This is a genomic window from Fibrobacter sp., assembly GCF_017545445.1.
Classification (GTDB): Bacteria; Fibrobacterota; Fibrobacteria; order Fibrobacterales; family Fibrobacteraceae; genus Fibrobacter.
This window is the reverse complement of sequence record NZ_JAFWOM010000069.1, coordinates 70,998-94,470: the sequence shown is the minus strand read 5'-3', so window position 1 is coordinate 94,470 and position 23,473 is coordinate 70,998. Positions and strand designations below refer to the sequence as shown.

Annotated in this window: 15 protein-coding genes; 8 read left to right on the top strand and 7 right to left on the bottom strand. The window is 46.2% G+C overall.

What is annotated here, in order from left to right:
* Positions 1 to 6 precede the first annotated feature (6 nt).
* Positions 7 to 1,611: an AAA family ATPase gene (locus IKG78_RS08145; RefSeq protein ID WP_290942133.1), complete on the bottom strand. Its 1,605-nt coding sequence runs from the start codon at positions 1,609 to 1,611 to the stop codon at positions 7 to 9.
* Between the two features lie 44 nt (positions 1,612 to 1,655).
* Between IKG78_RS08145 and IKG78_RS08140 the strand changes: the two genes are divergently transcribed.
* The 4 genes from IKG78_RS08140 (at position 1,656) to IKG78_RS08125 (ending at position 6,379) form a co-directional block, all read left to right on the top strand.
* Positions 1,656 to 3,443 carry a hypothetical protein gene (locus IKG78_RS08140; protein ID WP_290942130.1) on the top strand — a complete coding sequence of 596 codons (1,788 nt, stop codon included), beginning with the start codon at positions 1,656 to 1,658 and terminating at the stop codon, positions 3,441 to 3,443.
* The gene (locus IKG78_RS08135) at positions 3,440 to 4,681 is read left to right on the top strand and encodes a hypothetical protein (protein WP_290942127.1); all 1,242 of its coding nucleotides are present in this window, start codon (positions 3,440 to 3,442) and stop codon (positions 4,679 to 4,681) included. The genes IKG78_RS08140 and IKG78_RS08135 overlap by 4 nt, the downstream gene beginning before the upstream one ends.
* Positions 4,682 to 4,698: 17 nt before the next feature.
* Positions 4,699 to 5,088, top strand: a complete 390-nt coding sequence (locus IKG78_RS08130; protein WP_290942124.1) for a hypothetical protein — start codon at positions 4,699 to 4,701, stop codon at positions 5,086 to 5,088.
* 523 nt (positions 5,089 to 5,611) lie between these two features.
* The gene (locus tag IKG78_RS08125) at positions 5,612 to 6,379 is read left to right on the top strand and encodes a hypothetical protein (protein ID WP_290942121.1); all 768 of its coding nucleotides are present in this window, start codon (positions 5,612 to 5,614) and stop codon (positions 6,377 to 6,379) included.
* Here IKG78_RS08125 and IKG78_RS08120 read toward each other — a convergent pair.
* Both IKG78_RS08120 and IKG78_RS08115 read right to left on the bottom strand, forming a co-directional pair.
* Complete coding sequence (locus IKG78_RS08120; protein WP_290942118.1) at positions 6,376 to 6,609, bottom strand: hypothetical protein; 234 nt, start codon at positions 6,607 to 6,609, stop codon at positions 6,376 to 6,378. The two genes, IKG78_RS08125 and IKG78_RS08120, sit on opposite strands and share 4 nt — an antisense overlap.
* Before the next feature lie 22 nt (positions 6,610 to 6,631).
* Positions 6,632 to 6,844, bottom strand: a complete 213-nt coding sequence (locus IKG78_RS08115; RefSeq protein ID WP_290942115.1) for a DUF3791 domain-containing protein — start codon at positions 6,842 to 6,844, stop codon at positions 6,632 to 6,634.
* A 60-nt stretch (positions 6,845 to 6,904) separates the two neighbouring features.
* On the opposite strand from IKG78_RS08115, the gene IKG78_RS08110 reads away from it, so the two are divergent.
* Entirely contained in the window at positions 6,905 to 7,285 is a 381-nt protein-coding gene (locus IKG78_RS08110; protein ID WP_290942112.1) for a hypothetical protein, read from the top strand.
* 402 nt (positions 7,286 to 7,687) lie between these two features.
* Here the strand turns inward: IKG78_RS08110 and IKG78_RS08105 are convergent, their stop codons facing one another.
* On the bottom strand, positions 7,688 to 8,224 hold the full coding sequence (locus IKG78_RS08105) for a type II secretion system protein (RefSeq protein WP_290942109.1): 537 nt from the start codon (positions 8,222 to 8,224) through the stop codon (positions 7,688 to 7,690).
* A gap of 471 nt (positions 8,225 to 8,695) precedes the next feature.
* Here IKG78_RS08105 and IKG78_RS08100 point away from each other — a divergent pair, with 471 nt between their 5' ends.
* Positions 8,696 to 8,977, top strand: a complete 282-nt coding sequence (locus tag IKG78_RS08100; RefSeq protein ID WP_290942107.1) for a hypothetical protein — start codon at positions 8,696 to 8,698, stop codon at positions 8,975 to 8,977.
* 781 nt (positions 8,978 to 9,758) lie between these two features.
* On the opposite strand, the gene IKG78_RS08095 is transcribed toward IKG78_RS08100, so the two are convergent.
* Positions 9,759 to 11,111, bottom strand: coding sequence for a GGDEF domain-containing protein (locus IKG78_RS08095; RefSeq protein WP_290942104.1), 1,353 nt, complete (start codon positions 11,109 to 11,111; stop codon positions 9,759 to 9,761).
* A gap of 791 nt (positions 11,112 to 11,902) precedes the next feature.
* On the opposite strand from IKG78_RS08095, the gene IKG78_RS08090 reads away from it, so the two are divergent.
* A complete protein-coding gene (locus IKG78_RS08090) occupies positions 11,903 to 13,438 on the top strand; it encodes an Rne/Rng family ribonuclease (RefSeq protein WP_290942102.1) in 1,536 nt (511 codons plus the stop codon).
* Between the two features lie 136 nt (positions 13,439 to 13,574).
* On the opposite strand, the gene IKG78_RS08085 is transcribed toward IKG78_RS08090, so the two are convergent.
* Positions 13,575 to 17,411 (bottom strand): fibro-slime domain-containing protein, encoded by a 3,837-nt coding sequence (locus IKG78_RS08085; RefSeq protein WP_290942099.1) that lies wholly within the window; start codon positions 17,409 to 17,411, stop codon positions 13,575 to 13,577.
* A 222-nt stretch (positions 17,412 to 17,633) separates the two neighbouring features.
* Positions 17,634 to 21,542 carry a fibro-slime domain-containing protein gene (locus IKG78_RS08080; protein ID WP_290942096.1) on the bottom strand — a complete coding sequence of 1,303 codons (3,909 nt, stop codon included), beginning with the start codon at positions 21,540 to 21,542 and terminating at the stop codon, positions 17,634 to 17,636.
* Between the two features lie 416 nt (positions 21,543 to 21,958).
* Here IKG78_RS08080 and pta point away from each other — a divergent pair, with 416 nt between their 5' ends.
* Positions 21,959 to 23,362 carry a phosphate acetyltransferase gene (pta, locus tag IKG78_RS08075; RefSeq protein ID WP_290942093.1) on the top strand — a complete coding sequence of 468 codons (1,404 nt, stop codon included), beginning with the start codon at positions 21,959 to 21,961 and terminating at the stop codon, positions 23,360 to 23,362.
* Positions 23,363 to 23,473: the final 111 nt, after the last annotated feature.

Below are 23,473 nucleotides of genomic sequence, written 5' to 3'. Positions count from 1 at the left end.
GCGAATTCACTTCACGAACTTTTCAATGACGCACTTGTGCTCTTTCGTCTTTTCGTCGTAATTCACACCGACAAACAATAAATCGCCAGAATACTTTTCAAGAGCATTGCCGTAGTTCTTTGCACGAATCTGCGTAAGTGCAGTTTTTTCGCATTGGTTTCGTTTGAGCTCTATAACAAGAGCAGGCGTATTCGGCACATACGGAATCATCACCACATCGGCAACTCCCTTGCCAGCAGGACATTCCTTGATAACAGTATATTTAAGATTTGCATAAAAATATGCAAGGCAAATTACCGACTGGAAAGTCCCTTCGTTATTATAATTTAAGTTATTACAAATCTGTTCGTGAGCTTTGTTCAAAGCATCTGCGACTGCGTCAGAATCGCCTTCGATAGTACTTTCCATCAGTTGCTTACTGGAATCTACAAGTTCAATTAGAAGTTTGTATTCTGGAGCCGGACGAACCGACAAAATCCACTGGTCTCGCACCTCTCGATTCGGAATGTAACACCGCTCCGAATCCTCATCATACGCGAGATATCCCAAGTGAACTAAATAAGTAAACACGTCATCTTTGCTGTGGAAGTCCGTCATCGTATTCAGGTAACTTTCCACATTCACATGGACACATCCGCCGGCAATCATCGTTTTCACGTCATCCAAAATGCCGTCAAAATTCATCAGGATATAATTTTGCAACGCTTCGTAAGAGCCAGTCTGTGTCCAATAACTCTTGAACTTTTTTCGCCTAATGGTCGAAACAATTGATTCGGGACTATAGGTTTCAATGCCGTTGATGTTATAGCCGTCATACCAACGTTTACATTCTTCAAAATCAACCGAATACTTGTTGCAAAGATCTCGGACTTCTTCAGCAGTAAATCCGACAAATTCAGCAAGCGACCAAGAATCTCGCATGGTGTATTCATCGAACATATTCAGTTTCGACTGCACTTTATCACGAACAATCGGCAATATTCCCGTTATATAAGCAAGTGCAATTGCTGGCGATAAATCAGCATTCTTGAACATCGCATTCAAAAAAGCAAGATATGATTCAAAAACAGAATCGGCTACACGTTCGCGAATAAGCACATCATATTCGTCGATGATAATAACAAACTGTTCGCCCGTTTTGGCATAAATTTTCTTTATCGAACTAGGAATGGAATCGGTTCCGTTTATTTCTGCTATCGGGAACTCCTCTTGCAACTCCATCCGGATTTCTCTTGTAAAAATAGAAGTAATGTCCCTTTTTTTAGGATTACTCTTCTCATTATTTTCTTCGTTTTCGAAATCCGAATAGAACGCATTCAAATCGAACTTTATCACGTTCAACTTGTTCAGGTATTTTTCAAAACTTGGATTCTTTGCGATTTTCAAGTTGGCGAACAGTTCTCGACTATCACAACCCTTGCTGAAATACGCGCTAAGCATATCCTCAGCCATACTTTTGCCAAATCTCCTAGCACGAGAAACGCACACATATTTTTTTTTTGTTTTTACAAGCTTATTTATTTCGACAATAAGCAAAGACTTGTCCACATATATGGGCGAGTTCAGAGCTTCTTGAAAGTTGACATTATTTGGATTGACGTAAATTCCCATATCTTGAATATATAAAAACGACCATAACGCGTCAAGAAGCCAAAATGACAGCAGTAAAGGATTGTCATAGGATACAGAAATTATATATTTCTATCATGCCATTTAAACGTGCTATTACATATTCTCTCATCATCAATCTGTTCTTTCTCGCTCTTTGCCTCATTTTCGGAGACCTTAAATTTGGTGCGGTTGACGACTACTTCATGGCGGCAAGACTTACAGGGGCGTTTGGAACAGAATACAATCCTCACCTGATTTTCGTAAACGCTATTTACGGATATGTACTTTTGCCTTTATATCACCTATTCCCTACAATCGGATGGTATTACATAGGCGAAATGTTCGCCGTCTTTATTTCATTGACTACCATCGGCTATGTACTGTTACAAAAATGCGGCGAACGCTGGGGAACAATCCTTGCAACTCTATTCACGGCACTATTCGCAAGCGACTTTTATCTAGTTGTACAATTCACACAATGTGCTTCTATTCTCAGTGCCGCCGGCATGTTGCTATTTGCATATGGAGTAATTACATACGCAAAAGAAAATCATACTTCTATGGATCCTATCGCCTCTCGGCTCCAGGATGACAAGCATTTTCTCCCCTTCATTCTCGGCATAACCTTAATGCTTTGGGGCAGCGTAATGCGTTGGCAAGCGTTCCTCATGGGCATGCCGTTCTTTTGCCTTGGATTACTATTTATACTTAAGCAATGTTGGCAAGCCAAATACCACGTAATTGCAGGACTCGCCATCCTTTTTGTTGGTGCGTTCGCGATGCACAACTTTGATCAAAATATATACAAAGCGCCTGAATACGAAGATTTCAACAAATTTCAAGGACCGCGTGTTACCCTCGGCGACAACAGCAATTACAACCAAAATGCAGTATTAGAAGACGTAGAAGAACTCGGTCTTTCTGGAAAAGATTACAACATGCTCACAGAATGGGTGCATTACGACACAGATGTATTCTCCGTTGACAGCCTCAAACGCTACACTGATATCATTCCGCCTTACCGCGATATAGACGCACCTGAATTCATTCCGCGCTACTTGATGAATGCACTCGGAAAAACGCTCCACTCCCCCCTATTTTGGACTTGGTTTATATTATGCATTTTCATTTATTTAACTAATCCTAGAAAATCCTTTTACCTATGGGCATCACTCTTTATTACCTTAGCACTTATGGCTCATCTAATTGCAATTGGTCGCCTAGTCTATCGCGTCGAAAGCGGCTTTTGGCTTTATGCAAGCGTACTCGCCATTCCGCTTTTTGGTAAATTCACACGAAATATTCCAAACAAGTTCGTCTATATAGTATTGGGAATTATCGCCACAGCAAACATATTTACATATGCAACTTCTGGCAACATGATTCGCAATCCTGCTACAGGAACATTACGCACAATCGCCGCAGAAGACACCACCGATTATGACAAAGTATTTGAATACATTGACAATCAACCCGACAAAATGTTCTTACTCAGCATGAGTGCATTTATGCATTTTAGCCATCATCGCAATCCACCCTACATCGCATCTCCCATTGGCAGCTACCGTCGTACAGTTTCCTTCGGTTATTGGACACCCTACTTACCCGAAATCAAGGACGCACTCGCAGACTTTAACATCAGCAATCCCATCAAAGACGTTGTTCATGACAATGTTATTGTTCTCAACGAGCCAGGTTTAACCGATTTTTTGCAGCGCCACTATTACGATAGCGTTGCCATAGATACTCTTGCCAAATTTGGCAACATGACATATTATAAATACCGATTAGTACAAGTCCCAAACATTCAATCAAAGGAGGATGAACAATGAAACGACTCCTCTACCCCTTGATTGCATGCGCTCTCGTCACAATCGTACCTTTCTTACTCACCTTCGAAAAAGGTCAAGATATCGTTCGAGGATTATTCGATTACGAAATTTTCGGACTGTTACTGTTTATTGTATTTGTAAAGGAAAAGCTACTACAAAACACTCCAAAACGGACAAAACAAGAACGAACCAAGTTCATAGTATTTGCGGCTGTACTAGCGCTTTCAACCATCGCATTAATCACTTTCGCTTGGATAGATTTACAAAATCAGCTAGCCATAAAAGGCTGGAATACAAGCTGGTACGGAATACTCCCCTTTGCCACATGCAGTCTCGCTATCGCCATGGTTTGGCAAATAAAGCCTTTCAAATTCAACAACATCTGCTTTATTCTTTTCGCAACTCTAATATTGCATTTAGAAGCATACAACCAATATCCTGCACAGCCGCTCGCCCAATTCCCAACAATTGATTATCTTAAAAGAACAGCCCCAAAAACTCTCCAAAGGGATTCCATTCCCGAAGAACTATCAAAAAAAATTATTGTCACAGATTCCGCGTCAATCACAAAAGACTACATTGACACAACACGAAGCAACGTCATTATCCTTATCGAAAGCTGGGGCATTCCGCTTGATACAAGTCGCTTTGCACGCGATATAAAAACATTCGAGGGCATTCCACAAAAATTCGGCATGCACCACCGCATGTACAGCCGCACCCGCACTGCCGAACGCGAAGACCTTATATACAAACTTCAGCGCGATTCAACTCGCCGTCGAGATACAACATTTATGCCAAAAGTTTTCAACAACATCGGATTTAAAACAACATTTCTATTCGGCGGAGACAGCTTAGAACATCGCCGATTCAAGTACATTAGAAATATAGGCTTTAACGAAGCCATATACGGCAACGGTCTAAACGACAATAAAATGATCGAGCAAATCGAAAGCATTCTTGCGGACACAACACAAAAGCACTTTGTCGCATGGACTACAAGAGACACAAAGTTCCCCATGGACGAATTTCCTGATATCTACAACAGCAACCCAGACTCTATCGACTCCGCATATACAAAACGATTAACGCAAACTTTAAAAACAATCGCATCGTTAGCTCGCAAACACCCCGAAACAAGATTCATCATCCAAGGCGATCACAATCCCATCCTATCCCCCATAAAATTTCAGGAACGTTTCTACAAGCGCTGGGTGCCATTCGTAATATTGAACTAATTTTTTCATCATCCAAAATGACCGCAACCTACGTGAAGTTGCAGGATGCACACGCTGCAGAAACTGGTGCTGCTGGTACTTGGCAGAAGATTGGTTACATCGCTCCGGGTGGCAAAAACGGTCCTGAAAGCTATACCACCAATGTCTTTGATTATACCAACTCGTTCAAAGGTGCTGACAAAGGTACAACCATGGTCGGTTCTATCGATGCCGATACAGAAGGCTGGAGAGCAACGGCAAAAACAGCTTTGAACGACTGCAAGATTTCTAGCTACTGGACGTTGGCATTTAATAAGTCCGGCGATGGTTCCGCACTTAAGTATAAGGCTGAAATTAAGTCTAGTGGTGGCACTGACGCAGATTGCGAAGCTTTGACCGCAAACTTCACAAACATTGCACATCAGTAATCTAATCTTTAAGAAGATTATAAATAATAAGGACTCCCAAATTTGGGAGTCTTTTTCTGTATAAGCAGAAATCCTTGTTTAGAAAAAATGAGCTCTATTGACTTTTTTTCCAAATTATTCTATATCATATATAACCAATATGCAAAATACAATCTACACTCTCATAAACAAAGACACTCCCCTTTGCGACTTCATCATCGAAGGTGAAGGAGAACTTGAATTTTGCAAAATTGTAAAAAAAAATGCCCCTTTACCATTTTGGTGTGATCCACTATCTACATGGGTGGCGAACAGAAGCGCAGCAAAACACCGTAGCCACGTAAATAAAATACTAGAATTATGTGGGGGTAAAACAAAAAGTGGTTTCATAGCGCTTACGCATTGCCTATCCTTAACCGATACGCTTTGGGTAAAAAGCGAACGTGAAAATGTAACTTGGAAAGATGTCAATCTATACGAAAATCGCTTTGACGAGGTGATTTCGAAGCTGTCGTTTGATGGGAACGGATTGTTTGGAATTCAGATGTCCACCACATCTCCTGAACTCACAACTGACGGTGCTTACGATAAATGCTGGTTGAACGAAAAAGACGGAATTCATCTTATAAAAACGGGCAGCTCTGGAGCAAGAAATGCAGGACTTGAGCCATACGGGGAAGTTCTTGCAAGTCAGGTCTTTGAAAAAATTTGCAAATCCGTAAAATACGACCTAAAAAAATATGATGGTCGAGTTGTATCTGACTGTAAAATCTTCACAAGCCAGGAATTTGGTTACAAACCAGTTAGTCTTTTCTTGAAGAACGGTGTAAAATACGGACTTCCAGAAACACTTGAAATTTATCGCGAATTCAATTGCGAAGACGAATTCCGTCGCATGGTAGTGGCTGACTGCATAACGCTGAATTCCGACCGTCATTTTGGAAATTTCGGCTTTTTGGTCAACAACGAGACTTTTGAACGCACCGAGCTGAATCCGTGCTTTGATTTCAACATGGCTTTTGTCCCTCTCGCCGAAGACGGCTTTGATTTCGGCGTAAGAGCCGACGGATCAATGCCAGACTTTGACGAATACTTGTCGAAGCGAGGCCCTGTAATTGGCAGCGATTACGTTGCCCCGGCTCGTGCAATACTCACGCCTGAAATCAAAAAATGCGTCGAAGAAATCCGCGAAACTCCGCTATCAGTGCCATGTGACGACAAATTTACTGAAAAACGCCTTTCGCAAATGAACATGATAAAGAACGTCCAATGCGAACGGATTCTCGGCTTTGATTCAAAGTGGAAATTTTAAATTTCCGTCTGTACAATTTTTCCGTTTTTTAATTCGGAATCAAGCAAATCGTAATTGTAAGCGGAACTTTCCGTACAAAGGCCTGTTGCCGGATTTTGGAGCAACTCGAAAGTTTTTGAATTATAGATAAGACTCAATGCTGCTTGCAATGAAAATTTACGTTCTTCCATCAGCCATTTGGCCATATCGCTGACAATGCCTTCAACGAGAAATTCCTGCTTAGGAGTCATGCTTTAAATCCATGGTACAAAATCATTGTATCTGGCCTCCGTTTCTTTGACAGATTGCAGTCAAATCTTCAACGGTATCGTCAAAAGAGACCAAATGCTCAGCCCCATAGTGCGCTTCTAAAAAATCCATTCCTTTAAAAAGGCTCAGATAATTAAAAGCTTGCTTTACCGAAAGCGCTTTTACTTTCGCAAATTCACTAATTGCAGCAACGGTCCATGTTATTTGCTTATCCATACAAGAAAATATACAAAAAGACTCACCTAGTCAAGAACCGCAATTTTAACATCAACTTACGTGAAGTTGCAGGATGCACACGCTGCAGAAACTGGTGCAGCTGGAAACTGGGCTAATATCGGCTACATTGCTCCGGGTTCTAAGACTGATGTAAACAATTATTCTACTACAGTATTCGATTACAGTGGAGCCTTTAACCCCGCTACGTCTGGAACAACCATGGTTGGCTCTATCTCGGGTGCAACGGAAGGTTGGAGAGCTACGGCTAAGACCGCTTTAAACGATTGCAAGATTTCCAGCTATTGGATGGTTAAATTTAACAAGGCTGGTAACGGAGCAGCTCTTAGCTTTGAAGCTAGTATTACAGATTTGGGCAGTAGCTCCGATAACACTAACTGCAAGTCTCTGACCGCAAACTTCACCAACATTGGTCACGACTAATCGTTTGAGTTGATAGTAATTTTAAACGTTCTCCCGAAGGAGGACGTTTTTTTTATAATATTTTAATGTGGATAGAGCTGAATACATCATTCATCCACACTTCTAAATTAACGACTATTAGTGAAAGTAAAAAGTTTTTGCATAATTTGTGAAAGTTCGAATTATGATAGAACGAAAAATGTCTTTTTAGAATCTCCTGCCCAATGGGCCATTTCTTCACGGGAAACTTTGCAGTTCGCACGAATTGCTGACAGAATTAGATTTTCAAGTTTGTTGTCGTAAATGCTTTCAGCAATGGCTAGAATCGTTTTATCGCGTAGATTTATGTTTTATCTCCTTAAAAAGAAAAAGCCCCCTCAATCGGATTGGGAGGGCGTTTAAAGTTTTGAAATCTGTTAATGATTACTTATGAGCGATGCTTTTGAAATTTGCAGTCAAAGATAGGCAATCTTGTTCAGTGGCACCGGTACCCTTAGGGGTAATGGTAGCTGTATAAGCAATCGCGTCACCATTACCAGCTGCTTTCATTTTCAAATCCCAAGTACTCTGAATACCGCAATCGTTCAAAGCTGTTTTTGCTTCAGCTTTCCATCCCATATCATTTTCACCATTAGCAAGTTTGGCAACCATGGTCGTATTCTCATTCGAACCTTTGAATTCGTCAGTATAATCGAATACGTTGGTAGAATATTTCTTGTCATTGTCTTTATCCTTAGCACCCGGACCGATATAGCCAATCATCTTCCAAGAACCAGCGGCACCCGTTTCAGATGCGTAAGCATCCTGCAACTTCACGTAGGTTCCAGCTGCCGGGCCGACTTCAGAGGCCTTAGACTTAGCAATCATACCGAAGAGTTTCGGAACTGCGACTGCGGCGAGGATGCCCATGATCACGATCACGACCATCAATTCAATAAGGGTAAAACCTTGCTTCTTCATAGTGTATCTCCTTGTTTTAGTTACACATTCTTTGTTGTGAGCGTTATTGCTCGTTTACATTTGATAATATAATCACTTTTTTTTCGAAAAGCAATACTTTTGTCAAACTTTTGTCATATTTTTGTCATGGTCAAGTCTAAAAATTGTCAAAAGTGCCGTTTTTCGTTTAAAATCGCAAAAATTTCATCAAACTTTTGATGGTCTAAGTATAGATTTTTTTTTACGAAAATGTGTTTTTCATCATTTTTTTATACTCCAAGTTGGAATATATTTTCAATTTTTGTGACAGCGGTCACACCCATTTCGGGTCGTTTCGTTTAAAAATCTTTACCGAACCACCTTATTTTCGGATTCAGCAGGGTTTCTGTCACCTCCAAAAGCCTTATGGAACAAAAAAAGGACTAAAATCCGCTCAAATTTTCTCGTTTCCATCATAGATAATATAGGAAAGAAAGAACAACAATTTGTTCTTTGGCAAAAACAACTGCGGTAAATCATCATTGCTTGAAGCAATTTTTTTTAGCATGCGGGCAATCAAACCCTCTTTTGCCGCTGAATATAAATAATTTTAGAGATTACAGAAAAATTCAAAAGAAAGATATCTCTCTTGATTTTTACAAGCTTGATACAGAGAAGGATATTCAAATTTCCCTCTATAACGAAGAAATACGAAATCTAACCATATCCTTTTTCGAACAAGTGTCACGCGACATAAAACTGGAAGAAGACAGCAAGTCTGTGGAAAGCCCTTGAAAAAGCGTGCCAAACAAACAATGTGCAATCGTTCGCCACGACACACGACCTAGATTCAATCAAAGGTATAGCACAACACCTCGACAACAACTCAGTTGCAGCATTCCATCTGGGAAAAATGGACAACGATGAACTTAAAGCGTTCTTTTTCTCAAGAGACGATCTGGAATACATGCTACACCAAAGCATTGAAATGAGGTAGCCATGGTTCACTTTTTTATCGAGTCTAACTAACAAACGCGAAAAGAACGTTGTAATCGTAGATACAGATTTTCCCGAAAATGACGGAGGATTTGCCCACCGTAGTGCTAATATTACGGAAAGGGGTCAAAAAGAAGGTCTTGTTTTTGACTTATTTCTCCTCCCGAATAATTCAAACGATGGGATTTTTGAACATTTATTAGAATCCATCGCACAAACTGAAAAGCATAAACTATTTTTCGACTGTTTTAGCGATTATGAAAATTGCATGAAATCGCAGAAGGGCACTGACGGAAAACTCTCGGCAAAGGCAACTGGCAATTTGAAAACGAAGAATATTGGAATTTGGATAGTCCTGCTCTGAATCCACTAAAAGCATTCCTACAGCAAATCTAATCTCAGTGTGACATTTTCATTCGCCACAGAACCAAGGAATACAAGAATCTGCTTTCCTTACACGGCCAAAAACGAGCCACAATAACGGCTTCGAAAACAACTGATGCCGGCACTTCGACAGGCTCAGTGGCCTTAGTCCGGCATGAAATCCTTTAATAGGAATTCGTTAACGTCGTTTACGATTTTACTTCATCACGGCATCAGCGAGCACGACGCGGTTTCCGCCAGCCTGCATGGCCATCTGGAGCGAGGCTTCCGCAGTATATATGAGCGAGCCGGCATCGTTTGCATGCGTCGGCATCACGGCAACGCCCATGCTGAGCGTCGTCGCAAGGATTCCTTCGCCGTATGCGATCTGGAGTTGCGATATTTCGTTACGGATGCGTTCGGCACGGTTCCTTGTAATGGCAAGGTCCGCACCCGGCATAATCACGCAGAACACATCGTCGGAGTAGCGGCACGGAATGTCTTCGCCACGGATGTAGCTCGGCAAACGTTGTCCTAACTCCCAGAAGAGCTGTTCCACGGCATGGCGGCCTTGAGCGCTTTGCACAGCAGGGATCGCATCAGGGTAGAGCATCACGATGCCGATAGGCGACTTGTGACGTACGGCTGCGGTAATTTCGCGGTTCAGCGATTCTTCCATATAACGTCTGTTAAAAAGTCCCGTGAGCACATCGCGGATGCTATGTTGTTCAAAACGCATGCTCAGGTCTTGATTCGCGACGTAGAGACCAAACGCGGCGGAGACGATGCTCACCTTGGCCTGCCAGTATTCCTTTGTTTCGGAATCGGGGAGTTTGTCTGTTTGAATGGTAAGGATACCAAAATGTTCTTCGAGGCCTTCGACCGGAGCACAGATGGCAAGGCCCTTCGGGCGATGATGCAAGTGCGTACAACCGCTGGAAACCTCCGGCGAGTTATAATCGGTCACGACGATGTCGCCGGTATTAAAGCTTGCGCATTCGGCAGGCAGCACGGTTTCGTCACTGATAACGTTCGGACCGAAGCGGAATATCTGCGAGAGCTCGGTCTGCACGCCGCCGTACATATAAAGTACACCAGATGCATCCGGGAAGAGTTCCGGCAAAAGTTTCTGCATAGCATCGATGACTTCGGTAAATGGACGGTTGCGAATAACGGCAATCTTGAATGCGTTCCACGACTCCAGCGGGAACCCAACCTTGAGAGCCGCTTCATCGAGTTTCTTGACGGTAGCGGGCACAGCCTGCTTGATCGCTTGTGCCGCTGGGATGGCTCCCGGCGGAAGGTCCGGTTTCTTTTCTTCTTGCGAGCGCACCGATACAAACTGCGGGACTTTCGGTTGCGGTCTATTCAACGCTTCGTTGAAGTCGTTTTCGATGGATTCAATCTGCCTCTTGCAGACGGTGTAGAACACAAAGCCAAGCACCGCACCCCAAGCTCCGACAAATATGAATTTTGCCCCGGTGGACATAGTTTCTTCGGGAACGACGTAAGCTGCAATGACGCCCATCAAAAAGGCGATTAACCAGAAGATATATTTAACGATACTCATGTAACAAATAATATTAAAATATTACAGGTCGGGCAACATAACACCCCAAAAGGACCTATTTATAACCTATCGCAAAAAAAACATTTCGTTTTATAAATTACTTTATCTTTAATATTCGTAAAATTCACATATTCCGTTGGATTTACCCGCAAACTAGACGACTGAGAATTAATCGCAGCGAAGTCGTAGATCCTCTAGTTATTCATCTATATCTTATCCGCTCTGGATTCTTCGACTCCATGCCTTGCGTCATTTCGCTCAGAATGACACGAAGCAAACCACAATTTTCTACCTCCGCCCATTTCCCTACCGCATTTTCACAGACCACAAACCACCAACCACTCATATTCCCCCTCACATTTTCCTAACCACTCAATATCCCCCCACATTTCCCCTAACCACTAACCACCACCTTAGACGAAAGAACGCCCGCTTTGCGGACTATAGACGAAAGATTGGTATTAGGTAACAGGTGACAGGTATTAGGAGAGAAAAATCGCGGCTGAGCCGCCTTATAATGGACGCGTGAAACGCGTGATAATTGTCCTAACTCCTCTAAAACCTATAACCTAACCCCAAATCCCTAACCACCAACCACTGTTTACTAACCACTTCTCACTTCCTACTTCCTACTTCCTACTTCCTACTTATCTATATTTATAGTCCCCAGGCTTTGCTTTGCAGGCGGGCGGTACTTTCCGTCAAGAAACATCGGGAGCTCGGATGCGGTCCATACTTTTGGACTGGTCTTGGGGATATATCAAGTTTTGCTTTACCCTTTAGGAGTTTTAATGGCAAATAAGTGTAAGCGCGGAATCTTGATTAGCAAAACGCCGTACGAAAAGCGCATCGCCATCATGGAAGATGGAGAACTTGCGGAATTGGTTGTTGAAGGTGTTTCCTCTAATCGAGTTCTGGGCAATATTTATAAGGGTGTCGTTCAGAAGGTGCTCCCCGCACTCAAGGCGGCATTCATTGACATTGGTCTTGAGAAGGCTGGCTTTTTGCATCAGGAAGACGCCATGGACCGCAACGAACTGTTGCGCCGCGAATATGGTGACGATGATGATGAAGGCGATGCCTCTAAGGAAATTTCGATCGACGAAATTCTCCAGGAAGGCCAGGAAATCATGGTGCAGGTGGTCAAGGAACCGATCAGTACCAAGGGTGCCCGTTTGACGACACACTTGAGCTTTGCTGGCCGTTTCTTGGTTTGCATGCCCGGTACAAATTTCGTCGGCGTGTCCAAGCGCGAACGCGACCCGGTCAAGCGCCGCGAGTTCAAGAAGGTCGTCCGCCGTCTCAAGGGCCGCGACGTGGGCTACATCGTCCGCACCAACGGCCTCAACGAATCCGAATTCGAAATCAACAAGCAGATGCGCGAGCTCGAAAGCAAGTGGGAACAGACGAAGTACAACTTCGAAACCATGCCTGCCGAAACCTGCATCTACGAAGAATCCGATTCCATCGAACAGACGGTTCGCGAATACTTCGGCGACAACACGGACTACGTGTATATCGACAATCGCGACGAATACTTCGCCCTTCGCGAATACTTGAAGGTTCTCTCTCCGGATAAGCTCGACAAGGTCAAGCTCTGGAGCTCTAGCGAAAGCTTGTTCGAATACTTCAAGATCGAAAACGACTACGCACGTTCCTTGCAGCGTCAGGTCCCGCTCCCACGCGGTGGCAACCTCGTCATCGAACAGACCGAAGCGCTCGTGTCCATCGACGTGAACACGGGTCCGAAGGTGCACGGCAAGGACCAGAGCAAGATCATCCTCGAAACGAACCTCGACGCTTGCCACGAAATCGCAAAGCAGCTGCGTCTCCGTGACGTGGGCGGTCTCATCATCATCGACTTCATCGACATGGAAACCGACGAAGACCGTGAAGCCGTCTATCAGGAATTCCGCAAGGCGATCCGCCGCGATAAGGCGCCGATTAGCCCGGCCCCGATCAGCCAGTTCGGCCTCATGGAAGTGACCCGTAAGCGCGTCCGCGTGAACCTCATGACCGAAAAGACTGAGTGCTGCCCGGTGTGCAACGGCAGTGGCCGCATTGCAACGCTCGAATCGACGCTCGGCATGATTGACCGCTGGCTCGCCCGTGCGCACGCCAAGGGCCGTCTCCGCGAAGTGACGCTTGTAGTCAGCGCTCAAGTCATTGATGTTCTTTGCAAGGACCTGAACCGTATGTTCAATTATCTGGAATACAAGCATAACATCACCATTTCCCTTGTGGAGGATGAATATGCCCACATCAACCAGTTCTGGATGTACGACAAGAACAACAACGACATCACGGATTTGTACAACTTCGCATAAGTCGTGAATTTGTCAAAAATCTAAATGGTCGCGCATCGGCGCGGCCATTTTTTTGCATTTTTCCGCAAGCAAGAATCCATACAAAAAAGCGTCTGCCACCGCAGACGCCTTTAGAGAGACGAGAGAGAATTTATTTCTAGTAATTCACATCGATTTCAAAGCCAGAAGTCCGTCCATGACGTACACCCCAGAGGAAGTCCTGCGTGCGGTTCACTTTGACTTTCCATCCGACAGTAATCTTATACTTGAGCCTTGCGATGTAAACACCAGTGCCCACCAAACGCCCTTCATTGGATTTCATGTTCCAGGCAAGGAACAGCTTTCCATTCTTCTCGTTAGCAAGGCAATTCCCGTTGTAAACGCTATCTACGCAGGTGAGCGTGCCCGAACCGCTATTCACGAATACGCCAAGACTTGTGAAGTAGAGCGTCTCGTACTTAAGAGTCGTCTTATCGACAAGTATCTTTTTCACCTTTTCTTTCGTCGCAGCATTGCCATTTACAAGATCCGTCAAATCATGAGCATCGATCAAGCCTTCCTTATACGCCTTGACGATATTTTCACCGAGTTTGTAATCGCTATTCACCCTATCAATACTTTCCGTCTGGAGGCGATCTTCGAGAGTCCTGCCGTCCTTCGCAACACTCTTGTTGTTGGCTTCCTTGACAGCCGCTTCAAGTTCCGTCATTTCATCATTCACGTAGCTTGATATACTCATGTCACCGAGGTAATGCCCTTGCACACCGTACTCATCGGCAACTTCCTTAGCCGTCTTCGGCTCGTCCGTCTGGTACAATTTCGTAACGGTAGGAGTACGGCTCCTGATAATCTCTAACGATTCTTCCTTTTCGCCAATCGTCACGACAGGAGAACTTGTAACGGTAACGTTTTGTTCTCCAGCAATGCGGACAAACGGGTTACGCGGGTCAGTACTTCTATGCAAAAGGTCCATGTGCACACCGGGAACGAGCTTGATAGAGTCACCCATAGCCGGAATATCGTCCTTATCGTTGCTGATGCTTCTAAAGATCAGCTTCCATTTATTCTTTTTGTCCTTCGAAAGAATGTCCGGAACGATATCATTTCTTTCGACACCAATTTTCTTAAAGAAGTACTTGAAATAATGAGCATCAGCTTCATTTTCGCAGTCCAAGCCCTCGCTGAACGTAAGCGCAAGCACTGTCGAACCGTCCTTGCTGTAAGAAATATCTGCCGACGTAATAACAGGGCCAATCGAATCCGCTACATCGCTTGTGAGCTTTATAGTTGTCTGAGCCCCGCCTTCGGAATAACTCCAGAACGGCGTAATCTTTCCGCTATAGACGGCTTCTGCACCGCCAGTAAACGGAACTGTGCCGAATCCGCCATTGGCAGTAATCGTCATGGAACTGTCGAAATCGTTATGCCCGACATTGTTCCTATTGACCAAAATAGTTGGGAACACCTCTCCAAATTCCAATTGGACGGAATCCATATTGACAAAGCTGTTAGCCAGAGCTTTTCCGTAAGGCTTATTGAGTTTGGCATAAACGCTATCACCACGGCCATCGCCATCTCTATCGAATATGCTAGCATGTACGACCTGCGGAACTGGCGGCTCCATGAACGACAGGTGTCTCCAATACGACTTCTGTTCTTCGTCGGCGCTTGCAACAAGGATTGTCACATCCTGGACAGGAGCAGTCGCCTTGACATAGAACGTCGCCTTGCCATTTTTGAGAGTCACCGCCGTAATCTTGCTGCCATTTTCGTCGCAGGCGAAGAACGCCGGGTTCGACGTGTTGACATAGACCATGTCGTCAAACGAAGAACCATCTTCGAACATGATGTTTACAGGGTAACGAGTATTCACCCACTGGTTATTGGATTCCTTGTTGAGGGGTTCAACATTGCCATCGACATCCGCTCCGAGGGAAGTCCATCTATTCCTGTTATCCACTCTGGCATAGACAATGGGAAGTGCGGCGTACTTGTCGATGACGAACGTAATTTCGTCATACTGCGATTCGTCTTTCTGCAACGAGAAACGCAACTGGTACGTTCCCGGCGGCAAAGCACGCTTGGTCTTGATGAGCGACGTGTCGATTGTGAATCCAGTAAAGCCCGGCTTGATGGTTATACCGCCAAACCAAGTGCCAACGCTATCGAGAGGAATGCCTTCGGCATAAGCACCGCTACCGATCAACGTAAAGTTCGACGGAGCATCGACGGTATCCTTGGTTGTCGCGCTGGCGGAGAAATCACAAGCAAGAGCCTGTTCGCGGACAATCTGGTAAATCTTGTAATCGAGGACATTGGTCGTCGAAAGGTCTTGATAGAAGAGGCTTGCTTCGGTCTTCAAGTCGATGGACGTTCTCATCATGAAGTTCGATTCGACGGTGTGGCGTTCGGCATAGAAAATATGGAATGAATAGTTGACGCCTTCTTGAAGTCCTAACGTATCCAAATCGACTGCGCCGGAAACCTGCTGGTGCTGGCCGCCGATATCTACGACAAGACGGTTATCGATAAACACCCATACGTCGTCATCGCCCAAGAACTCGAAATACTGGCCAGGGACATATTCGAATGTCGCCTGAATTTTCATGGTGAAACCGTAATTATGCCTCTTGCCCCCTCCAGAAAGATTATCGTAGAACGGATTTATAATCGTTTTTTCGTCATCGAGGTACTGGAAATCGTCGAGCAAGAACAAGCCACCTTCATTGCTCCGATTATTCTTCTGCCCCAGCCAGAGACCATCGTTGTCAAGAGTGAGTTCGATGGATCGGCAGGTGGCGTTGGAATAACTCTTGCCATCCTTCTGTGCAATAATTTGAGGCAGGAACCAGTTGTTCAGGTGTTCTGTAATCTTGCAGTTCTCGGGGAAGTTCGCCGCACGAACGGGCACACCATTCGGTCCTAGAATCGGTTCGACCATTCCGGCCATGTAGCCGACATTGTTGGTCCCCCTTGCATTCGATCCGCCGCATCCGCCGGAACCGAAATCATCGCTGGTCGCATACATAGGGCCGAGGTCAGGGTCTTGATCCTTGGCTCCATTGCCGTAGGTCGTCCTCACAACAGTAGTATCACGCCTGTCGCGTGTCGTCGTGATTCCGCCATCGCCCTTATTGCCGTGCAGCCAGTCGAACATCATCACGGGGAGCTTCTTGGTCGGGCAGTCACCCAAAATTCCCGGATACTTAGCAGTTACATTCGGAGGCCCGACCTTGTTCGCCTTGACCCAAATCGTATCAGCCTGAGCGGCAGCATCGTCCAACGAGAGCCAAATCGCTTGCGTCGTAGGGTTAATCTTGTTATAGACGTTATCGCCTACATAAGTGCTGCCAATGGTCTGTTTAAAATAGACCTGTAACGAACCCGTTGGCGGGGTGATACGGGCTTCGAACCAACCGCAGTAATTTTTTACGGTTGTCATCTTGGCAGAATCGCCTTCCGCGACATAAACAATTGCAGACGTGTTCGTCCACGGAGCGAAGAAACGTATGACTTTCCGTTTTGTCTGAGTTGGGGTAGGGCCTCCGCCAGGACCAGTCGGGCCATCAGGGCGGTCTCCACCGGGATTTGCCGTTTGTGGCGGCGTAATCGGGTCCGGGCTGTTGGCCAGAGTCGCCCCGGTATTAGTAATGGTAATGATGACATCACTTGAAACGGGATCAGCGCCTGCAAATGGCCTGACAGTCGCTATAGCAGTCCCCCCGCAATTAGCCCTAGTGTAAAAAGTCAGCGTCGGGGTTCTAGCTTCTTCCATTGCCAACTTGGCGTAAAAAGAGCCGTCGTCATAGCGGCTAAGAGCAGTGCATGTGCCGCCCACCATCTGATTCGAATTTCGAACTCGAACATAAAGGTTCGTTCCGTTATTTCGAGTGGATTCGTTTTTTACAAGAACGTTGTAATCCGCAGCCATTGACGACACGACTGCACACAAGAGTGTAAATAATAAAGCTGAAAAAATCTTTTTAACTCGCATCCACGACTCCCTGAACACTATTAGGCTATAACCTTATTGAAAATACACTCAAACTTGTGATTTTTATCAAAAAATTTTTTTTTGGATTGTAAAATTAATTGTGATGATAGCAACACTCAAAAAAATTAGCTCCTAGACGGGAAAAAAGTTCCGTTTTTTAAAAAAAAGACCCCGGCCTAAACCGGGGTGGAACAAATCAGAAGTTGAATCGTATCTTAATTTTTACTTATTCAAGTCAAAATCGGAAATAGATAGATTCGGATGACGGAATCCCATGAGAAAATCCTGCGTGCGCTTGGTTATTCTCTTGCCGTTCACAATGAGGCGGATTTCGAGACGGCCAATATAAACGCCTGTGCCAATAATCCTTCCCTTGCTGAGCGGGTTCATGGCCAAGAAGATATGTCCGTCATTCCCGAGGCAGTTCACGGCTCCGTCCGTCTTGAAAATATCATCGTTGCATGCGATTCTACCCTCGCCCCTATTGACGAAATGCCCAAGGCTCGTGTAATATATGGTCTTGTAGCTGAGTTCCGTCTTGTCAGCCATGGATTCGGCAAGCCTCTTGATGTCATCCTTAGAGCCATGCATGTAATGGACCAAATTGTCCTTGTTCAAAAGGCCATTTTCGTAGGCATTGACAACGACTTCGCTTACGCCGAAACGATTCTTAGCATCCTTGGGCTTGATCACTCCTTGGTCCATCAAGGAAATGATGGTTTCAAGAGAAACAGAAGTAGAGGGGCTACCATTCTTGACCGCTTCCTTGTCTTCGTACATTGTAGCGGTCTTTACGACTTTCGCAATTTCGCTAATTTCATTTTCGACAAGTTCGGACATGTTCATATCGCCGAGGTAATGCCCTTGCACGCCGTAAATATCGCCGACATCGTTTGCCGTGAGCGGCTTGTCGCTCTTGACAATTATAGGAATCGTCGCAGAATCGCTACGGGCAATTTCCTTTGTTTTTTCGAAATTCGGAGAATCCTTGTCCATCATGACGACAGAGGGGCTGGTGACCGTAATCCGCTGTTCACCCGTAACACGCACCCACGGATTCATCTCGTGAGGCGGAATACCATTGAGATCAACTGCAAATCCCCCTTCGGAAGGCGGCCTGAAGCGAATGGAGTCGCCGACAATAGGAAGAATGTCAGAGATTGATTTTTTCGAGTAAATCAATATCCAGCGGTTTGCAGACGAAACGGACACAAAATCCGCATCCTGCACGATCGTCGTTAATGTACCACCGCCATAGCAACGGAACGCAAACAGACTGGAACTCATGTTTTTGCTGTCAAGCCCTTCGCTGAAAGTAAGCGAGAGCTGAGTCTTACCATCATCGGTGTAGCCAATCTCTGCCGCCATGATGATAGGGCCGATACCGTCGCCAAGCTGTCCATCGACAGCAAAATTCGATACCGTGCGGTCTTCCGGATTCGTATAGGTGTACCAGACACTAATCTTTCCAGAGTAAGGTTCCGTAGCGCCACCCGTTGAAATGGATGTCCCGAACCCGTCGCCGTCTGCAACGATGGTAATCACTCGATCGCCATTGTTGTAAGCGACTCTGGGCAGTTCATAATGCGTCGAGCCGAACGTAAACTTGAGGGAATCCAATACGCTGTTGCCGCCTAGCGGCTTGTTGAAGCTAATCCATACGCTGTCGCCGCGTCCATCGCCATTGCGGTCGTAGATGAACGCCGTTTCGATTTGCGGAACCGGGGGTTCTGCGATATTGATTTTAGTCCACTTGATGCTCTTGTTCTTTGCCGCCGTGGTAGAAACGTCAATTACACCGTCAACTACGTTTCCCGTCGCCTTGACATAGAACGTGTTTTTCCCTTCCATGAGCAAGAACTCGCCATTTGCAAGTGCGTTACCGAGGGAATCACACGGAACAAGCTTCGGATCCGACGTAGTCACCTTGATGGTAATCCCGCTATAGTTCAAAGCCCAGTCTTCAACATAAGTCACGTTGATAGGATAAATGCGGCCAGCCCAGAGCTTTTCGCTCTTGTTCATGTTGATGGGGAGCGTATCGCTGCTGATATCGCGATTCAATTCCGTTCCGAGCGGTTTCCAGAATTTGTCGAAGGAAAGCGAATCTTGCGAAACAACGTCAAACACTTTGTAGTTGGAATCTATGATGTTTGCAAAAGCGATGTTCGGGAGTTCCGTCGGCGGGACGACAAAATACACATCCTTGTACTCTTTCGGGTTGTTCTTGAGGGATATGCGCACGTAGTAAGTTCCCGGCGGGAGTGCCTGCATGCGGGAAATGTTCTTCGTATTGATGGTAAGGAACGTGTAATCATCCGTAATCGTGATGCCACTATAGTAGAGCGAATCGAGCTTGCTCAATGCAATTCCTGTCGATGGGAGACTCTTCCCGAACAGCGTAAAATTCGAAGGGCCGCGTTCTTGGCGAACCTGATCCGGGTTTGCGGAAAAATCGCATGCAAGCGTCTTTTCGCGAATAATCTGCCATACCTGTTTCTTGATAAGCGTCGAATCCGTAGAAAAATCCGAAAGAGACATGCTGGATTCCACCTTCAAGTCGATGGACGTTCTCATCATGAAGTTCGACTGGTTGCGTTTTCGTTCGGCATAGAAAATGTGGAATGGGTAAGTCTCGCCCGGAGTAAGTCCAAGGTCGTCCAAATTTACGGATTTCTTGACTTTCCTATGCTGTCCGCCGATATCAACAACAAGCTTGTTGTTGATGAACACCCAGACATCGTCGTCGCCATTGAATTCAAAGTATTGACCCTTGACATAGACAAATTCTGCTTGAATCTTCATGGCAAAGCCGAAGTTGTGATGTCCCGGAACGTCGTTTCCTCCGCTGATGGAATCATAATGCGGGTTTTCGACGGTATGGGCGCTATCGAGCCAGCGGAAGTCGTCTAGCAAGAACAAGCCGTGTTCCGGGCTTTCGTCATCTTTCTGCCCAAGCCAGAAACCATCATCCGTGAGAGTCAATTCGAGGTCGCGGCAGGTGACATTGGAATATTGCTTGCCGTCTTTTTCGGCAATGATTTCGGGAAGGAACCAGCTATTGAGGTGCGATGAATTTTTGCAGTCACTGGGGAAATTCTTCGACATCACCGGCACCCCGTTCGGGCCGAGCTGTTTTTCGACCATTCCCGTCATCGGCGATGCTTCACAGCCGCCCTGTCCAAAGTCCTGGCTTGTGCCATTGCCATACATCGGCACTCCGCGAATATCAAAGCCCGTGCGTCCAGAACCGCCTTTAGCACCATAATTGGGGAATCCGTCTTTTGAACCGTCGGAACTGATAGAACCATCATACCAGTCGAACATCATCACGGGGAGAATCTTCGGGAGGCATTCGCCAAGCACTCCGGGATACTCGACATAAACTTCGGGTGTACCGTACTGGAAAGCCACGACCCAAACCGTGTCGCTAACGGCGATTGCCGAATCCAAGTTGATAGGCTCTACAGCAGACTTATCTTCAGTCGCCCCTTCCACTCCGACATACGTCGAACCGATGGTCTGCCGGAAATAAACTCTTGCAGAATCAAGGGGTTTCGTAAGCTTGCTTTCGAACCAACCGCAATACGGGGAACCGACCGGACTCATAGGCTTTTCCAAGCCGTTTACGTGCAAAATCGCATTCGTATTCGTCCATGGAGCAAGGAATCGTATGTGGGTCTTGGGTTTGGAGGTCGTTTGAGGTTTCGTCGGGGAATACGTCAACGAACCGTCATCGATAACAATCCAGACTTCTTGCTTAGGAGTCTTTTTTTCGTTGTTATTCACATAATCGCTCTCTCTATAGCCGGGGAAGAGCTCCCCGAGAGTAGGCTTGTTGTTGGGACTCAAGTCCGTGGCGCATGTATTGCCGCTGCAACCGATGCCGAAACGTAAACGGCGCACGTCCTTTTTGCCTTCGGCAAGTCGCTCATTGTCGAACGAAATGACAAAATAGCCCGCCGAGTCCTTCTCGACAGATCTATACACGAAATTGCTTTCGTTGTCGGCAAACTGCAAAGTGTTGCCATCGTAAATGATATGCGCCACAGCAACCGTCTGAGCAAAAGCACAGGCACAAAAAACCGCCAAACACACCAAAACCCTGTTAAAAAGCGCAATGAACCTCATCGGCGACTCCTAGAAAGACCAATTTCCCCCTATCCCACAGTGTTTCCCATACACGTATCTCTAAAAATAAAAATAAAAATCCAAAGTCAACATGCTTTAAATAATTATTACATACCCATATTGGGTATTTTGCATAAATTCTAAATATCGTAAAATAAAATAAACATTTCAGACATTTGTCTTTGGCCGTTAGTCGTTTTTTAGGTTGTAGGTTATAGGGGTTAGGGATTAGTACGAAGTTAGAAGTTGGAGGTTGGGATCGTCCCCTGAAGCCGAGGGCAATAGGATCCATACGAGTCATCCCAAGGGGGCCACAAAGAATCCGGTCAAGTCCCGATATTCAGCGATTGTTCAAGCCCGCCTGACAAAAAAAATCCTACTTTTACTCTAGAAAATTCAAAAACTGGAGAAAAAAAATGAATCGTGTTTACCTAGTCGCCACGGCTGCCGAGAAGATGGAAGCCAAAGTCCAGGAAATTGTCGATGCCCTTACCAAGGCAGGCCTCATCGCCTCGGTCTATAAGCCGCTCGATGTCGTCAACGCCGCTGATAGCGTCGCAGAAATCAAGGCCGGCAAGTCCGCCGTGCTCATGGAAAAGATTTGCGCTGATTTCCTCAAGCAGGATTTCGATGCAGTCGATGCCGTAATCGTGGAAGGCGCAACAGGCATGAACGATGTCATTGCCCACAAGTATAACGACGATCTCGCCTCCGCTCTCGATGCCAAGGTCTTTGCCGATGGCGAAGATGCAGAACTCTTCTGCCCCAAGCGTTTGCTCCGTTGCGAAAAATGCCTCGCAGCCGACCTTGCTGAACCGGCTGCAGAACGCCGCGTAAGCCAGGCCATGTTCCGCGCAAGTCTCCTCTCCAAGGCGTCCAAGTGCGTGAAGCGCATTGTGCTCCCGGAAGGCTCCGAACCGCGTACCGTGCAGGCAGCATGCCTCGCCGTCGAACGCAACATCGCCGTGCCGGTTCTCATCGGCTCGAAAGCCGAAATCGAAGCTACGGCAAAGTCTGTAGGCGTGAAGCTCCCGGCCAATATCGAAATCATCGAACCGAGTGCCGAGCTTGCCGAAAAGTACGTGCCGACTCTCGTGGAACTCCGCAAGGCAAAGGGCATGACTCCGGAATCCGCACGTGCCGCTCTTAAGGACAACGTTATGCTTGCGACGATGATGCTCAAGTTCGGTGAAGTCGATGGCCTCGTTTCCGGCGCTATCCACTCCACGGCAGATACGCTCCGCCCGGCACTCCAGATTATCCGTACCGCTCCAGGCGTGAAGTCCGTGAGCTCCGTGTTCTTCATGTGCATGAAGGACAAGACCTACATCTACGGTGACTGCGCCATCAACCTGAACCCGCTCGCCGAAGAACTCGCCGATATCGCCCTCCAGTGCGATGACACTGCAAAGGCTTTCGGTCTCCCGAGCCGCGTCGCCATGCTCTCTTACAGCACCATCAATTCGGGCAAGGGCCCGGATGCGGACCTCGTCGTGGCAGCAACCGCCGCAGCCAAGGCCGCCCGCCCCGAAATGCTCGTCGATGGCCCGCTCCAGTACGATGCAGCAACCGTTGAAAGCGTTGGCGCCCTCAAGGCCCCGAACAGCCCGGTCGCAGGCAAGGCTACCGTGTTCGTGTTCCCGGACCTCTCTGCCGGTAACATCGGCTACAAGGCTGTGCAGCGCTCTGCTCATGGCACAATCGCTATCGGCCCGATGCTCCAGGGCCTCGCCAAGCCGGTGAACGACCTTTCCCGCGGCGCCCTCGTCGAAGACATCGTCTATACGATCGCTCTCACCGCCGTGCAAGCGCAGAAGTAACGACGAAGTCGTCATCCTCGCGACTTGTAGTGAACGTGTCGAACTAAGGCGAGGATCTAAAGCAAAAATGACGGATTAAAATCCGTCATTTTTTTGCGTCACAATGAAACA

Excerpts from the sequence above, each read along its gene's own strand:
- IKG78_RS08080 (WP_290942096.1), bottom strand. The coding sequence starts at position 21,542 with ATGAGGTTCATTGCGCTTTTTAACAGGGTTTTGGTGTGTTTGGCGGTT.
- IKG78_RS08140 (WP_290942130.1), top strand. The coding sequence starts at position 1,656 with ATGACAGCAGTAAAGGATTGTCATAGGATACAGAAATTATATATTTCT.
- IKG78_RS08130 (WP_290942124.1), top strand. The coding sequence starts at position 4,699 with ATGACCGCAACCTACGTGAAGTTGCAGGATGCACACGCTGCAGAAACT.
- IKG78_RS08120 (WP_290942118.1), bottom strand. The coding sequence starts at position 6,609 with ATGACTCCTAAGCAGGAATTTCTCGTTGAAGGCATTGTCAGCGATATG.
- IKG78_RS08125 (WP_290942121.1), top strand. The coding sequence starts at position 5,612 with ATGTCCACCACATCTCCTGAACTCACAACTGACGGTGCTTACGATAAA.
- IKG78_RS08145 (WP_290942133.1), bottom strand. The coding sequence starts at position 1,611 with ATGGGAATTTACGTCAATCCAAATAATGTCAACTTTCAAGAAGCTCTG.
- pta (WP_290942093.1), top strand. The coding sequence starts at position 21,959 with ATGAATCGTGTTTACCTAGTCGCCACGGCTGCCGAGAAGATGGAAGCC.
- IKG78_RS08085 (WP_290942099.1), bottom strand. The coding sequence starts at position 17,411 with ATGCGAGTTAAAAAGATTTTTTCAGCTTTATTATTTACACTCTTGTGT.
- IKG78_RS08135 (WP_290942127.1), top strand. The coding sequence starts at position 3,440 with ATGAAACGACTCCTCTACCCCTTGATTGCATGCGCTCTCGTCACAATC.
- IKG78_RS08105 (WP_290942109.1), bottom strand. The coding sequence starts at position 8,224 with ATGAAGAAGCAAGGTTTTACCCTTATTGAATTGATGGTCGTGATCGTG.
- IKG78_RS08095 (WP_290942104.1), bottom strand. The coding sequence starts at position 11,111 with ATGAGTATCGTTAAATATATCTTCTGGTTAATCGCCTTTTTGATGGGC.
- IKG78_RS08090 (WP_290942102.1), top strand. The coding sequence starts at position 11,903 with ATGGCAAATAAGTGTAAGCGCGGAATCTTGATTAGCAAAACGCCGTAC.
- IKG78_RS08115 (WP_290942115.1), bottom strand. The coding sequence starts at position 6,844 with ATGGATAAGCAAATAACATGGACCGTTGCTGCAATTAGTGAATTTGCG.